This window comes from Vreelandella profundi (assembly GCF_019722725.1).
Classification (GTDB): domain Bacteria; phylum Pseudomonadota; class Gammaproteobacteria; order Pseudomonadales; family Halomonadaceae; genus Vreelandella; species Vreelandella profundi.
Genome location: NZ_CP077941.1, coordinates 1,526,288 through 1,541,719, shown reverse-complemented (window position 1 = coordinate 1,541,719; position 15,432 = coordinate 1,526,288). Strand labels below are relative to the sequence as shown.

Below are 15,432 nucleotides of genomic sequence, written 5' to 3'. Positions count from 1 at the left end.
GCCTTACTCCTACCTAAATACTTGCACCAAACGGCACCCATCTGCCAATATTCAAACAGGCGTTCGACCTACTATTGTATTGCCTTTTTACTAACAACAGCAGGCTGAAATAAAAGGCCTGAAACAGAGAGAGAGTCTATGCTCACCCTACTCCTAATCGTGCTCGCCATTGCTGGCCTGCTCGTGGTAATGCGTCGCGAAGCTGGCGCGCCCGCGGCGCTGGCCGTGCTTGGCGTATTGGGCCTTGTTGGCCTGCTGTTTGACGCGGAAGTCATTGGCGTACTGCTCTTGATTGGCGCAGCTGCCGTTGCCGCAGCCGGCCTCCCCGCGCTGCGCAGCCAATGGCTAACGCCGCGCCTATTTACCATGTTTAAAAAGGTAGCGCCGAAAGTATCGGCGACAGAACGCACGGCTTTAGAAGCTGGCAGCGTTTCCTGGGATGGGGAATTATTTTCAGGCAAACCTCAGTGGGACAAACTGCTGGCCTTTAAAGACGATGGCCTGCGCGACGATGAAAAAGCCTTTTTAGCCAATCAGTGCGACAAAGCGGCGGGGATGTGCAATGCCTGGGATATTGCCCATGAGCGCGCCGACCTGCCTCAGCAGCTTTGGGACTACCTGAAAAAAGAAGGCTTCTTCGGCATGATTATTCCGAAGGAGTACGGCGGGCTTGGCTTCTCCGCGAAAGCCCAGTCGATGGTGCTGCAAAAACTCTCTGCCAATGAAACTCTGATGGTCACCGTGGGCGTTCCCAACTCGCTCGGCCCCGGTGAACTGCTGCTAAAATACGGCACTCAAGAGCAAAAAGATCACTACCTGCCGCGCTTATCCGACGGCCGTGAAATCCCTTGCTTTGGCCTTACCGGCCCTCGCGCGGGTTCAGACGCGACGTCCCTGCCCGACACCGGCATTGTCTGCAAGCAGATCATTAACGGCGAAGAGGTGCTGGGTCTTCGACTTAACTTCGAAAAGCGCTGGATCACCCTCGCCCCCATCGCCACCGTTGTGGGTTTGGCCTTCCGCCTGTTTGATCCAGAGAAACTGCTGGGTGACGAAGAAGATCGCGGCATAACGCTGGCCTTAATTCCACGTGACACCGCCGGCATGGAAATAGGCCGTCGCCATCATCCTATCGGCAGCCCGTTTATGAACGGCCCGATTGTGGGTAGCAACGTCTTTGTACCGCTGGACACCATCATCGGTGGCCAGGACATGATCGGCCAAGGCTGGCGCATGTTGGTCGAATGCCTGTCTATTGGCCGCTGTATCACGCTGCCTTCAGGCGCTACCGGCACTGCGCGCTACGCCCTGGGTTGGAGCGGCGGCTTCACCCGTGTCCGTCGTCAGTTCAACGTGCCGGTTGCGGAAATGGAAGGCGTGCAAGAGCCACTCGCACGCATGGCCGCGATGGCCTACATTTCCCAGGCAACCGTGTACCAAACCGCGAACATGATTGATCACGGAGAAAAGCCCGCGGTGCCTTCCGCGATTCTGAAAAGTCAGCTAACCGAGTTTCAGCGCGTTCTGCTTAGTGACGCCATGGATGTGCATGGCGGCAAGGCGGTGACGCTTGGCCCGCGCAATTATTTGGGCATCGGCTACAGCGCAAACCCGGTGGCGATCACCGTGGAAGGCGCCAACATTATGACCCGCAACCTGATGATTTTTGGTCAGGGCGCTATCCGCTGTCATCCGTATGTGCTGGATGAACTGGCTGCTAAAGATGCAAACGATATCCAGGCGTTTGATAAGGCCTTCTTCGGCCACGCAGGGCTTATTTTCGGCAACGCAGCCCGCGCCTTAACCCTGGGCTTCGGCCTGGGTAAAGCCAGCGTACCTTTCGATGCCCCTGCGGCCATGTATGCTCAAGACGTGGCGCGCCTCTCTGCGGGCTTCGGGCTATGTGCCGATGCCGCGATGGCAAGCCTGGGCTCAGCGCTTAAGAAGCGCGAGATGCTTTCTGCTCGCCTGGGCGATGTGCTGTCGAACCTTTATCTCACCTCGATGGTGCTCAAGCAGTGGCAAGCCGGCAGTAAGGTAGAAGGCGAAGAAGCGCTGCTGCATTACAGCTGCCGTTTCCTACTTCAGCGCGCCGAGCAGGCGTTTGTGGAAATTTTTGATAATCTCCCCAATCGCATCCTGGGCAAAACGCTCAACGCATTGGTCATGCCTGCCGGTCGCCGCTGGAACAAGCCCCACGACGATCTTGCCCGAGACATCGCCAAGCGCGTTTCCACCCACAGCGCTCTGCGCACCAAGCTTCTGGATAACACGTGGGACGCGGATGACAGTGAACAGCGCAACCCGCTAGCGCGCTATAACGCTCTGCTAATTGACTATGACCGCGCCGAGGCACTCTATCGCACGGTGAACAAAGCCTATTCGAAAGGTGAGATACCGCAAACGGCGCTACACCCTGAAGCCCGTATTGAGGCCGGTTTGGAAAAAGGCCTCATCAGTGAGGACGATGCCGTCTTCATGCGTACCTTTGAAGCGGAAGTGTTGGAAATGCTCACTGTCGATGACTTCGCCTACGATGCTTTTGCCAAGGACAAGTCGACGCTAATTGATCACAACGGCCAATCCTCTCCAGCACCTCAGCAGGAAGAAACCAGCATTAAGTAACTTTTTTGCTCTGCTCGCCTTCAATCGGCCCCTGATAATAAGGGGCCGTTTTTTTGCGACCACGTTATCTACCTAACGCACAGGCCATGAGGCGAGACCAGCCTAGTGCGCCTAAAAGAACATTGAATGTTCGAAAATGATCACCTATAGTTTCGTTAGTGAAAAAACAATCAGCTTCCTACTGCTCACACCAGGACAGTAAGCGAGTTTTTTATGTTAACGGGGCCCGCCATGACACTGCGAAATCGAAACACTGAAAAGTTACCTACCGGTATTTTTGACGCGCTCATTATCGGTGGCGGTATTAATGGCGCGGCCACGGCAGCGGCACTGGCAGGTAAAGGCGCAAAAGTTGCCTTGATTGACCGCGGTGACTTCGCTGGCAGCACCAGCATGCACTCCTCCAACTTAGTCTGGGGTGGCATTAAATACATGGAAAGCAACGACTTTTCACTGGTTCGAAAGCTGTGTAAAAGCCGCAATCATTTGATTAAGAGCTATCCTTCTACGGTGCAGGAAATCCGCTTCCTAACCACTATTTCAAAAGGTTTTCGCCACTCACCGCTCTACCTATGGGCGGGCACCTGGCTTTATTGGCTAATGGGTAATGGCTTTACCAAATTGCCACGCCTACTTTCATCGAAAAAGATTAAGCATGAAGAGCCCATCATCAACACGCAGAGCGCCGTCGGTGGTTTTGAATACTCCGATGCTTACCTGCACGATAATGATGCGCGATTTGTATTTAACTTTGTGCGCCACGCGCTCAACTATGGCGCAGTGGCCGCCAACTACGTTGAGTCACTTGGTGCAGAGCGTGAGGGTGATCTATGGGTCACCAAGGCGCGCAACGTGATGGACGGCAGTACCTTTGATATTCGCGCCAAGGTACTGATTAACGCGGCTGGCCCCTGGGTAGATCAACATAATGAGATGACAGGAGAGAAAACGACGCATCATCATCTCTATTCCAAAGGCATTCACCTTATTGTCCCGCAGTTAACCGATTCCCAACGCGTGCTGGCGTTTTTTGCCGACGATGGTCGGCTGTTTTTTGTCATTCCCATGGGTAATCGTACCTGCATCGGCACCACCGATACGCATATGGAGCACCCTGAGGTTGACGTCACTGCAGACGACATCGCCTTTGTGTTGGAGAACATCAACAAGCGATTAACGTTAGACAAACCGCTTAGCCAAGACGACATTATCTCGACCCGTTGCGGGGTACGGCCGTTAGCGATTAAGGGCGATCAAGGCAGTGACCGTGATTTCCTGCAGCTGTCACGCAAGCACGTGATCGATACCAATGACGAAAGCGCCCATATCAGTATCTTTGGCGGCAAGCTCACCGATTGTTTAAACGTTGGCGATGAAATTGCCGAGGAGATGACGCGTTTGGGCGTCACGCTATCTGCGCCTGATTTTCAATGGTACGGCGAGCCAGCAGATCCCGTGAAACAGCAATTTATGGATCAGGCCAAACATATGAACTTAGATGCGATGACCGCAGCGACGTCATCAGAGCCTCTCTCGACGCGACTCTGGCGGCGCTACGCTGACCAAGCCGTTCAGATGCTAGCCAAAATCCAAGATGACCCTGCTCAAGCTGACATTTTAATTGAAGGCACCGAGTATATTCGCTGCGAGCTAGAGCACGCCCGCGATCATGAAATGATCACCCAGCTTGAAGACTTTCTACGTCGTCGCGCTAAAGTCTCGCTCGTCGTACGCCATGAGCAGCTGCGCCAATCAAGTGGTTTAAAAGAAGCCTGCCGCGTCTTATTTGGCGACGATGCCGAAGATCGCTTTAACAGCTATTTTGAACAGCATCGGGATACCTCACTCCCACTGGTGCCCGCGGCCAACGCTTAATCTTTTCACCGCTACAAAAAAGCCCCCTTACTTAATAAGGGGGCTAATCATTACGTACCCGCTAAAACCTCCCGCCCTACTCTTCATCCTCGATGCGCAGCTGAGAATCTCCAGAGAGCACTTCATCCCAGGCCTCTTCCAATGTGCAGCCTGAACGGCTATCCACGGTATCGATGACCTCAACCGCATGCTGCAGTGACTCACGATTGCCCTTTAGCGCCACGACCAGCCTGGCAAGATCTTGCTTGCTGAAAGAGCTGGCGATGCTATCAGCTTGTTGGCTAAGTTCGATGCAGTTCATTAGTAATACCTCATGGTATGGTCATCCACTGCCTGTCCGTTAATCGGTTACCAAGCAGCCATCTTATTGAGAAAGAAGGGTGACATTGCTACTCATGCTGGACCGGATAAGTGTCCAGTTCGGTAACTGCAAGATGGTCACAAGCGTTACAAGACCTTCGCCTTTAGCACTGGGGTAATCATGAAGCGCTATGGGTTCTGTAGCAGGGATCAGTGAAGTGGCTCGGGATAACGAAACACTCGCCTAATCCATAGATTCACTATGGGTGACGACACCAAAGCTAACAATGCATCATTGGCCGCAGGCGCGGTTGTAACCCGACTACATCAACGCCGATTAGGCGCTGGCGGTGTTAAAGTATTTCATGAGGAGTGCAAAAAGCGCAGACATGACGGCTCCGCCTTATTAGGCAATATACAGCGCAACATCATGCTGGGTGAGTAAACGCTGAATCGCCTCTGAGGGCTTACGGTCGGTAAACAACGCATCAAGCTGATCCAAATTACCTTGGCGTACTACCGGGTTGCGGTGGAATTTTGAATAGTCTGCCGCCAAATAGATACGCCGCGAATTCGCGATAATGGCCTGAGCAACGCGGACTTCCTGATAATCAAATTCCAGCAGCGAGCCGTCCTCATCAATACCGCTGATGCCGATAATGCCGTAGTCCACTTTAAACTGATTGATAAAGTCGATAGTGGCCTCGCCAATGATACCGCCATCGCGAGAGCGCACCTGGCCACCGGCAATAATGACGGTGAAATCCTCTTTATGCTGCAAGATAGCGGCAACATTAAGGTTATTAGTAATAATTTCCAGCCCCTGATGCTCTAGCAACGCCTGAGCGACCATTTCATTACTGGTGCCGATATTAATAAACAGTGAAGAGTGATTCGGAATATTTTGAGCCAAGCAGTGGGCGATGCGCTCTTTCTCTTCCAGGTGCAGCGTCTTGCGGGTGCTGTAGGCAGTATTGACCGTACTGGACTCGACCCCTACGCCACCATGAACTCGTCGAACCCGCCCTTCATCCGCCAGTGTGTTTAAATCGCGGCGTATGGTTTGCGGCGTCACCGAAAAGTGGGCGGTGAGTTGTTCAATGCTCATATAGCCTTGCTGCCGAACTAGCTCGACAATGGCATCCTGACGAAATTGTTGGTTCATAAGCCCGGCCTGTTCGATTTTTATTGGTATCTGAACGTAGTAGGTTAGCAAAATTTTCGAAACCTAATAACAACCATCAACCATTCGCCCTATATCTATTAACAGGCCGAGCAATGTCACGCCCTTCTAAAGCGGCCATACCAGCATAATGAGCGGTATAGAAACCGCCAACACCACGATCGAAAGCGGCAGCCCTAGTTTCCAATAATCACTGAATCGATACCCGCCCGGCCCCATCACTAAAGTATTCGACTGATGCCCAATCGGGGTTAAAAACGCACAGGATGCGCTGATTGCGACGACCATCAAGAACGGGTCAAGAGAGACATTAAAGCCATTCGCTAGGCTGACCGCAATCGGGGCCATCAGCAGAGCAGCGGCTGCATTGTTCACCACATTAGAAAGCAGCATGGTTAGCAGGAACAGCCCAATCATCGTAATCACCACTGGCCAGTCGCTGCCAAAACGCAGCAGCGCGCTGGCCACCATGTCCGCGCCTCCGCTGGTTTCTAATGCTTCGCCAACCGGAATCATCGCCGCTAGCAGTACGATCACAGGGCCATCAATCGCCTGATAGCCCTCGCGTAACGGCAGCACCCCGATCAGTAGTGAAATGAGCGCCGCGGTGCTCATAGCGACGGCGGCAGGCAATAAATCAAACAGCATGGCCACAATGGCTAACGCAAAAATGGCAATAGACAGTGCCAATTTACGCGGCTGCCCTAAGTGCAGCTCACGCTTAGCAAGTGGGAGACAGCCTAGTGAGGCCAGGCTTTCGGAAATTTCATTTTCACTGCCTTGCAGCAACAGTACGTCACCGGTTTTAAAACGAATATCGCGCAAGCGCTGTTTCAAGCGCCCACCGTCCCGAGCAACGGCCACTAAGTGAAGCCCAAACTGGTGGTTTAAACGCAGCTGCCGAACGCTGCGATTAATCATCATTGAATCATTGCGCACCACCGCTTCGATTAGCTGTAACCCTTCGGTGTCGACCGGTGCGGCCTCCTTCGCCGGCTGTTTCTTTTTAGCCGGCTCAGCATCAGGATGCTCGGAAGCTTCTGGCTCTTCCTCAGCGTCCTCTTCCAGCTCGGCAATCGCACTAAGCCCTACTTTGTCTTCCAGTATTTGGAGCTCATCGGGCCCTGCTTCTAACAGCAGAATGTCGCCCTCTTCCAAAGCACCGTGAAAGTTATAGCCTGCACGCCGATCATCATCACGCACCACTGCCAGCACAGGGATCGTTTCGTCCAGCTCGTCGCGCAGCTGCTGCAGCGTTAAACCTTTGGCTTTTGATCCTTCTGCCACTTTTAATTCGACCAAATAGTTAGCGGTATCAAACATTTCATCCGTAGAGGATTGCCCGCTGCGTTTGGGCGTCAGGCGCCAGCCGATTAACACAATAAAAGCCAGCCCCGCCAGCGCGACGGCAATACCCACCGGAGAGAAGCTAAACATACTAAACGCATCACCCGTCACTTCACGGCGATAGCTAGAAATAATGATATTGGGCGGAGTACCAATCAGCGTGGTCAGGCCACCGAGCAACGACCCAAACGCCAACGGCATCAGCAGTAAAGAAGGCGAGGTATTGTGTTCACGGGCCAGCCGCATCGCCACGGGAAGCAGTAGCGCCAAGGCACCCACATTATTCATAATACCCGATAGCAATGTAACGGTACCGACCAACACCAGAAGCTGAAGAAACAGGTTTTCACCCACTTTGAGCACTTGATTTGAAATAATATCGACCACGCCAGAGCGCTCAAACCCCCGGCTAATTACCAGCACCGCAGCGACAGTAATGACCGCCGGGTGGCCAAAACCGGCGAAGGCGCCTTCAGCGGGCACCAGCCCCAGCATCACAGACCCAAGCAGTGCTGCCAGCGCGACTAAATCATAGCGAAACCGGCCCCATATAAAAGCAACCAGCGTTAGTCCAAGTACGATAAACACTAGTGTACTTGGTGCCAAACCGATAACGTCTGCTGCCATGCCAATCACCTCCGTGTGCCGCCATTGAATAAGAACAAGGCGATTGCACCGCCCTATCGGTTTACTTGTCTAACTGCCTCATAAGCTAACGGTGCATACATCACCTATACATTAGGCGATATTTATACAGCCGTATATGACCTGCAGATGGCGCGTAAAAATATAACTAACTCTCTGCCTGCACAAGCATTCACTGCACTCTGCCGTTGAAATCGATAAGATAAAGGTTCAAGGGTATTCAGCACACTGGAGATCGTATGGATTTATGTCACCGCTTGCGCGAGGCTGCCGAGCCCCACTGGAATGCCTCGGTGAATCATCGTTTTGTGGACCAATTGATTGAAGGAAATATTGCGGATAGCGTTTTTGCTCGCTATTTGATTCAAGATTTTCACTTTTGCGATAGCTTTGTACGATTACTTGGCGCTGCGGTTTGTGTCGCCGACGATCCAAATGCCCGTTTAACGCATGCACGCCAGCTGTCGGTACTGGCGGGCAGCGAATATCGCTATTTTATCGATTCGTTTGCAGCATTAAATATTCCCGAAGCACAGTGGAAAAACCCTGAGCTGGCCGAGCCAACCCGCGCGTTTATTGCGCTAATGGAAAGCGCCTGCAATTCACAGGATTACGCCTTTATCCTGGTAGTACTGGTAGTCGCTGAATGGCTCTATCTTGAGTGGGCTCAGCGTGCTCAAGAACCGCTGCCTATACGCTCTGAACACCGCGATTGGATTGTGCTCCATAACGAGCCTGATTTTGTTCGTTGGGTTAATTTTTTATGTAACGAGCTAAACCGCGTAGGCGCCGAGCGTGATTTTGAAACACTTAGCAAGCCGTTTATTGAAGCCAGCCAAATTGAGCAGCGTTTTTTTGATATGGCCTTTGAGTTACAACACTAAATTGCTGCTATTTAAGCGATAGCTATTAATGCTTTAAATAACCTAGGCCGTAACTAACAAAAGCCGCTCACGGCGGCTTTTGTTATTAGCATGATGCCTTAGGGAAGCAATACGGTTGAACCCGTGGTTTTGCGACTCTGTAGCGCATCCTGCGCGTTGCCGGCCTCGGCCAGCGGATAGCGGTTGGCAATATCAATAGTGATTTTGCCGCTTTCAAGCATAGCGAAGAAGTCCTCACACATTGCTTCCAAACGCTCCCGAGTGTCTGCATAGCCATTAAGGCTAGGGCGGGTAACAAACAGCGCACCCTTCTGATTCAAAATACCGATATTCACGCCGTCAACCGGGCCGGAAGAGTTGCCAAAACTAACCATCAGGGCGCGTGGCTTTAAACAATCTAACGATGTTTCCCACATATCTTTGCCCACAGAGTCGTAGACAACGTCGCACATTTCACCGTTTGTCAGCTCACGTACGCGCTCAACAACGTTCTCTTCGCTGTAATTAATCGTCGCCCAGGCACCGTTCGCCATGGCGAGATCCGCTTTTTCTTGCGAGCTAACCGTACCTATCAGCTTGACACCTAACGCTTTCGCCCATTGGCAGGCAATCGAACCAACGCCACCGGCGGCCGCATGGAATAAAATGGTTTCGCCGCCTTTCAGCGCATAGGTTTGACGAAGCAGGTACTGCACGGTCAGGCCCTTGAGTATACTTGCAGCCGCCGTTTCAAAATCAACTGAGTCGGGCAGTTTAATGACTTTTGCCGCCGGCAGCGTGTGCAGCTGAGCATAGGCGCCTAGCGGGCCTTGGGCATAGGCGACGCGATCACCAACGCTTAAATGCGTGACGCCCTCACCAACGGCATCGATAACGCCCGCGCCCTCAGTACCCAGCCCGGAAGGCATAGAAGGCGCTGGATAAAGGCCGGTACGAAAATAAATATCAATAAAGTTAAGGCCAATCGCTTTATTGGCAATACGCACTTCACCTTGGCCAGGATCAGCAGCGGTCACATTGACCAGTTCAAGCACGTCGGATGCGCCGGTACATGTAAATTGGATACGCTGAGACATTAGATCATCCTTATTGATTGTTGAGTTTGGTCACTATTCAGCTGGCCAATAACAGACAGTGAGTGAATAGCGGACGTGCAACTGATAGTGCTATCGAAGCGTGTTGCGCCTTATAAATCAAGCTCGCATGCTAGCGCATTTGAATACGTGCCTGCACCTGAACACTGAAACGCTGCTGTCATGCACCCATGCTAGACTCAACATATATCTATCGTCGAAGGCTTAGGGATTTGTCATGACGCACCCCGCAATTCAACTGCCCACGCTGATTGCCCACCGGGGATATTCAGCCGCTGCCCCTGAAAACACCTTGGCGGCGGTGCGCGCCGCCCACCAGGCCGGGGTCGACTGGGTAGAGTTAGATGTGCAGCTACTCGGGGACGGTACGCCGGTAATTTGGCACGATGCAGACGTCGCGCGCTGCTCAAATAGCCGCGGAACACTTTCATCGATGGACTGGGCTAATGCCCAGAACTTAGACGCGGGCAGCTGGTTTGGCGATGCATTTTCGGGCGAGAAAATGGCCAGCTTAGAGACGATGCTAGCCCTGCTTAACGAGCTGGGCATGGGCGTCAATATGGAGATTAAGGTCAACAAAGGCCGTGATCCCATCGCACTGGTTGAGCGCACCCTGCCGGTAATGCTGGATACGCTGCCCTCCGAACGGCTGATTATCTCCTCCTTTGATAGCCACGCTCTTGCCCACTGTCGTCAGTTTGCGAACAGCGACCGACTAGCTCTGGGCGTGCTGTTCGGCAGTGTTCCTAAAACCTGGCGCGCACAGTGCGAGGCTATTGAGGCTTTCAGCGTGCACCCCGACTGGCCGCGCTTAAAGCGTATCCAAGCCGAAGCCATACTGCGCGATGGCTACCAGCTACTCTGCTACACCGCTAACGACCCAAGTGCCTTTCATAGCCGCTGGGAATGGGGCATAAGCAGCGTTATCACCGATGAGCCGGGCGCATTTAAACGCTTTTTAGATAGCCATTGATGCTGTGAAACATTATTGGAAACGGTGAAATATGCGTGGACGCGGTGAAGGCGCTGGCTCAATCACCTGACGCGGCGCCAGGCAAATAGTGGATCACATCGTGAAAGCGTAGCCGTGCATCGCCAGCGTTGCGCATGGCGTGAGGGCGGTCAGCAAAAAAACGTATACCTTCGCCCTCGCGCAGCGTCTGCCAGCGCTGATCAATACGCAGCTCCATCTCACCTTCAATCACCACCATATGCTCAACCACGCCGCTCGCATGCGCGGAAGATTCACTCATAGCCCCAGGCGCCAGCTCAATCATAAACATTTCAAAACCGAGCAGTGGGTCGTAGGGAAATAGCAGGCTCGCCTGCATACCGACACTGTCTGCCCCCCACACGGACTCCAGCCCATTGCGATGCAGCTCGCCTAATGCCGGTTTTTGACTATCAAAAAGCGTTGAAAACGATACCCGAAAGCCGCTGGCAATCTTCCACAGCGTGGAAACAGTCGGGCTAGATTCGCCGCGCTCTATTTGCCCCAGCATGGCTTTACTGACGCCTGTTTCAAGCGCGGCCCGGTCTAGGCTCCACTGACGATCCTTGCGTAATCGCTTTACCGTGGCGGCCATGTGACCCGCGATAGCCGGTGCGCTGATTTCATTCGCTGACATCCCTCTCGCTCCTGCTTATGTAAGTCATTTGCTCGCATCCGCGCCAACACGTGAGATGCCCGCGCGCATTGTGCGCTATAACGCACAATGATAGCATGCTTGAAATGTGCGCTATAACGCACAGTGTTGCGCTATTTGACGACTTATGTTGGCACGCTTTGCGGGAGGCCTCATGCAAGTGACATCAGAAAACTCTTCACCCCAACCGCCAGCGCGCAGGCCTTCGCTATGGCGCGACATGAGTGTCTCAACCGTAACCGCTGGTTTTGTCGCCGTGACTATTGGCTATACCAGCTCGGCGGCGATTATTTTCCAAGCGGCGGCCGCTGCCGGCGCATCACCGGCACAAATCAGCTCTTGGCTATGGGCGCTGGGCCTTGGCATGGGTGCGACCTCGCTGGGCCTGTCATTACGCTATCGCATGCCGTTGCTCACCGCATGGTCTACTCCCGGTGCGGCCTTCCTAGCAACGAGCCTACCTGGTATTCCCATGCAAGAGGCTATCGGCGCCTTTATGTTTTCTGCGCTGTTAATTACCGTGTGCGGCGTCACCGGTATGTTTGAACGCCTAATGCGCTACATACCCAGTGCGATTGCCTCAGCGATGCTGGCGGGCATTCTGCTGCGCTTTGGGTTAGATCTTTTCGTGGTCATGGAAAACGAGTGGCTGATACCGCTGGTAATGCTCGCCGCCTGGGTAGCAGGACGACGTTTGTGGCCATCGCTGGCAGTGCCTGGCGTCTTGATAACGGGTTTGGCTATCGCCGCCCTGCAAGGGCAAATCAGCCTGCACGATGTTCCGCTGTCCCCTTCCATGCCGGTCTTTACGGCCCCGGCATTTACTCTTTCTACGCTCATTGGCATCGGCATACCGCTGTTTGTCATCACCATGGCCACGCAAAATTTGCCGGGTGTCGCGGTGCTGCGCGCGGCAGGCTATCACCCTAACAGCTCACCACTGATAAGCTGGACAGGCGCCACTACGCTGCTATTAGCGCCGTTTGGCGCCTTTGCACTTAATATGGCGGCCATTAGCGCGGCGGTGTGCCTGGGCCCTGATGCTCATGAGAATCCACACCGGCGCTACACGGCAGGCGTGGCGGCGGGTATGTTCTATATCGTTTTAGGCATTTTCGGTGCCACCGTTACGGGCATCTTTAACGCATTGCCTTCGGCACTCGTAATGGCCTTAGCAGGCATTGCCCTGCTAGGCACCTTAGGCGGTGGACTGGCTAATGCTTTTTATGAGCCTAAGCAGCGTGATGCAGCCATCGTTACGTTCTTGCTAACCGGTTCAGGGATTACTCTACTGGGAATTGGCGGCGCATTTTGGGGGCTGGTGGCGGGTTTAGTGGTATTAACGATAACCACAAAAAAGCCCAGCGCGGCGTGAAGCCAGCGCTGGGCTTTTAAAGCCAGTTAAACACGGCTCAACTACATCGCTGACAGCTTCTCATCATCCAACACGCCTGACATACGGACCATCGCCAAGGCTTCATCCAGGCTGCCCATTTCTTCAATCATCACCAGCTCATTTTCCAAGCTCACCGGCTTGCCGGCGGTCTCTGACAACAGCTTTTCTAATGAAGCTACGTCCATAGCGTCGTCTAAATGATGCACATCCACTGACGCGCTATTGCGGCCCGGCAGATAGATGGTGCCATTAGAGAAATCCACGGCGTAAGCAATCACCCCAGGGACGATAAAAAACAGCAGCCCTACGCTGTTGGCGATAGCAATAACCGGGTCAATATCGCCGCTTAGCTGGCCTTTTCGCTCAGGATGAAAAATCGTACCACAACCACTTAGTGCCACCACAGAAGCCCCAACGACGGCTCCCGTCAACCAGCGACGCACTGCATGATGCATGAAGGTTCCCTCAAGTAATAAGAATAACGGTCGTCGATATAGCTATTGTGACTGACGTCTTATTGCCGATGACCGCACCGTAAACCAAAGCAGTTTAGCACAATCTATCAAAAGCATAGGGCGATCGTGATAGGTAGGATTTTGCCGCTTTAACGACTAGGCCGTACAATGTCGTCATTCAACGCTAACGGGGCTATAACGCCCTACGATTAAGCCCTGATGCTTAAGTACACGTACCCAAGGAATGCTCACGCCCATGCGCGCCAGCCAACTACTGATTGCCACGTTAAAAGAAACGCCGGCCGATGCCGAAGTCATTAGCCACCAGTTAATGTTACGCGCCGGGATGATTCGCCGCTTAACGTCTGGCCTGTATACGTGGCTGCCGCTTGGCCTGCGTACGCTGCGAAAAGTGGAAGCCATTGTGCGTGAAGAGATGAACCGCGTAGGCGCTCAAGAAGTACTGATGCCCGCCGTTCAACCTGCAGAGCTTTGGCAGGAATCAGGCCGTTGGGAGCAGTATGGCCCTGAGCTTCTGCGTATGAAAGATCGTCACGACCGTGACTACTGCGTGGGCCCCACTCACGAAGAAGTTATTACCGACCTAGTGCGCAAAGAAATCGCCAGCTACAAACAGCTGCCGGTCAATTTCTACCAAATTCAAACCAAATTTCGTGACGAAATTCGCCCACGCTTTGGGGTGATGCGCTCGCGTGAGTTCATCATGAAAGATGCTTATTCTTTCCACCTTGATGAAGACTCGCTGAAACAGACCTATCAAGACATGTACGACGCCTACACGCGTATCTTTACGCGCTTAGGACTTAATTTCCGCCCCGTGATCGCGGATAACGGCTCCATTGGTGGTTCAGGCTCGCACGAATTTCATGTCTTAGCGGACTCAGGCGAAGACGATATCGTGTTCTCTAACGCCTCTGACTACGCCGCCAACATAGAAAAAGCCGAGGCATTGCCTGCGCCGCTTGGCAGCCAGGCCACGCGCTCTGAGCCTAGCGAAGAACTGCGCCTGGTCGAGACGCCGGATGCTAAAACTATCGCCGCCTTAGTTGAGCAGTTCGATCTACCCATTGAGAAAACGATTAAAACACTGATGGTGCAAGCAGCCGAGGGTGGGCTGATCGCGCTGCTGATACGCGGTGATCACACGTTAAATGACGTTAAAGCAGAAAACCTTCCCCAGGTAGCCGCTCCGCTGACCATGGCTACAGAAGAAGAAATTCGCGCACTCGTTGGGGCTGGCCCAGGCTCACTTGGCCCCGTAGATCTTAAGATGCCGATCATTATTGACCGAAGCGTTGCCCTTATGAGCGACTTTGGCGCAGGCGCCAACGTGGATGGCAAACACTACTTCGGCGTTAACTGGGAACGCGATGTCGCCTTGCCCGACGTTGCCGATCTGCGCAACGTGGTCGAAGGAGATCCCTCTCCAGACGGCCAAGGCACACTGTCTATCAAGCGCGGCATCGAAGTAGGCCACGTTTTCCAGCTGGGTCAAAAATACTCACAGGCCATGAACGCAAGCGTGCTGGGCGACAACGGTAAAACCAGCCACCCGTGGATGGGTTGCTACGGTATCGGCGTAACACGCGTGGTCGCGGCAGCCATTGAGCAAAATCACGACGAATCCGGCATTATCTGGCCCAACGCAATTGCCCCGTTCCAAGTGGCGCTGGTGCCGATGAATGCGCACAAATCGCAGCGCGTCCGCGAAGAATCTGAACGCTTATACCAAGCACTGAGCGCGGCGGGTTTAGACGTATTGCTGGATGACCGCGATACTCGCCCAGGGGTTAAATTCGCCGATCTAGAACTGATGGGTGTTCCTCACCGCTTAGTGATTGGTGATCGTGGCTTAGACAACGGCGAACTGGAATATAAAGGTCGCCGGGACAGCGAAGCGACCATGGTTTCTGCGGATCAAATCATTGATTTTCTGCGCGAAAAAGCAAGCTAAGACATGA

12 protein-coding genes are annotated in these 15,432 nt (G+C 53.4%); 6 read left to right on the top strand and 6 right to left on the bottom strand.

Annotated elements, in window-relative coordinates; all coding sequences use genetic code 11:
* Positions 1-138: 138 nt before the first annotated feature.
* Positions 139-2,625, top strand: coding sequence for an acyl-CoA dehydrogenase (locus KUO20_RS07050; RefSeq protein ID WP_235042158.1), 2,487 nt, complete (start codon positions 139-141; stop codon positions 2,623-2,625).
* A gap of 231 nt (positions 2,626-2,856) precedes the next feature.
* Positions 2,857-4,500 (top strand): glycerol-3-phosphate dehydrogenase/oxidase, encoded by a 1,644-nt coding sequence (locus tag KUO20_RS07045; RefSeq protein WP_235042157.1) that lies wholly within the window; start codon positions 2,857-2,859, stop codon positions 4,498-4,500.
* Between the two features lie 76 nt (positions 4,501-4,576).
* Here the strand turns inward: KUO20_RS07045 and KUO20_RS07040 are convergent, their stop codons facing one another.
* The 3 genes from KUO20_RS07040 to KUO20_RS07030 form a co-directional block, all read right to left on the bottom strand.
* The gene (locus KUO20_RS07040; protein ID WP_180096060.1) at positions 4,577-4,801 is read right to left on the bottom strand and encodes a hypothetical protein; all 225 of its coding nucleotides are present in this window, start codon (positions 4,799-4,801) and stop codon (positions 4,577-4,579) included.
* 405 nt (positions 4,802-5,206) lie between these two features.
* Complete coding sequence (locus KUO20_RS07035; RefSeq protein WP_235042156.1) at positions 5,207-5,965, bottom strand: DeoR/GlpR family transcriptional regulator; 759 nt, start codon at positions 5,963-5,965, stop codon at positions 5,207-5,209.
* 126 nt (positions 5,966-6,091) lie between these two features.
* On the bottom strand, positions 6,092-7,957 hold the full coding sequence (locus KUO20_RS07030) for an SLC13 family permease (protein WP_235042155.1): 1,866 nt from the start codon (positions 7,955-7,957) through the stop codon (positions 6,092-6,094).
* A 257-nt stretch (positions 7,958-8,214) separates the two neighbouring features.
* On the opposite strand from KUO20_RS07030, the gene KUO20_RS07025 reads away from it, so the two are divergent.
* Complete coding sequence (locus tag KUO20_RS07025; protein ID WP_235042154.1) at positions 8,215-8,859, top strand: TenA family protein; 645 nt, start codon at positions 8,215-8,217, stop codon at positions 8,857-8,859.
* Between the two features lie 98 nt (positions 8,860-8,957).
* Here the strand turns inward: KUO20_RS07025 and KUO20_RS07020 are convergent, their stop codons facing one another.
* Positions 8,958-9,935, bottom strand: a complete 978-nt coding sequence (locus KUO20_RS07020) for an NADPH:quinone reductase (protein ID WP_235042153.1) — start codon at positions 9,933-9,935, stop codon at positions 8,958-8,960.
* Between the two features lie 235 nt (positions 9,936-10,170).
* On the opposite strand from KUO20_RS07020, the gene KUO20_RS07015 reads away from it, so the two are divergent.
* Entirely contained in the window at positions 10,171-10,926 is a 756-nt protein-coding gene (locus KUO20_RS07015) for a glycerophosphodiester phosphodiesterase family protein (protein ID WP_235042152.1), read from the top strand.
* Positions 10,927-10,984: 58 nt separating this feature from the next.
* Here KUO20_RS07015 and KUO20_RS07010 read toward each other — a convergent pair whose 3' ends face one another.
* Positions 10,985-11,581: a helix-turn-helix domain-containing protein gene (locus KUO20_RS07010; protein ID WP_235042151.1), complete on the bottom strand. Its 597-nt coding sequence runs from the start codon at positions 11,579-11,581 to the stop codon at positions 10,985-10,987.
* A 172-nt stretch (positions 11,582-11,753) separates the two neighbouring features.
* Here KUO20_RS07010 and KUO20_RS07005 point away from each other — a divergent pair, with 172 nt between their 5' ends.
* Positions 11,754-12,974: a benzoate/H(+) symporter BenE family transporter gene (locus tag KUO20_RS07005; RefSeq protein WP_422823128.1), complete on the top strand. Its 1,221-nt coding sequence runs from the start codon at positions 11,754-11,756 to the stop codon at positions 12,972-12,974.
* Between the two features lie 41 nt (positions 12,975-13,015).
* Here the strand turns inward: KUO20_RS07005 and KUO20_RS07000 are convergent, their stop codons facing one another.
* Entirely contained in the window at positions 13,016-13,450 is a 435-nt protein-coding gene (locus KUO20_RS07000; RefSeq protein WP_235042150.1) for a hypothetical protein, read from the bottom strand.
* A gap of 256 nt (positions 13,451-13,706) precedes the next feature.
* Here KUO20_RS07000 and KUO20_RS06995 point away from each other — a divergent pair, with 256 nt between their 5' ends.
* Positions 13,707-15,425 carry a proline--tRNA ligase gene (locus KUO20_RS06995; RefSeq protein ID WP_235042149.1) on the top strand — a complete coding sequence of 573 codons (1,719 nt, stop codon included), beginning with the start codon at positions 13,707-13,709 and terminating at the stop codon, positions 15,423-15,425.
* The last annotated feature ends 7 nt before the right edge of the window (positions 15,426-15,432 follow it).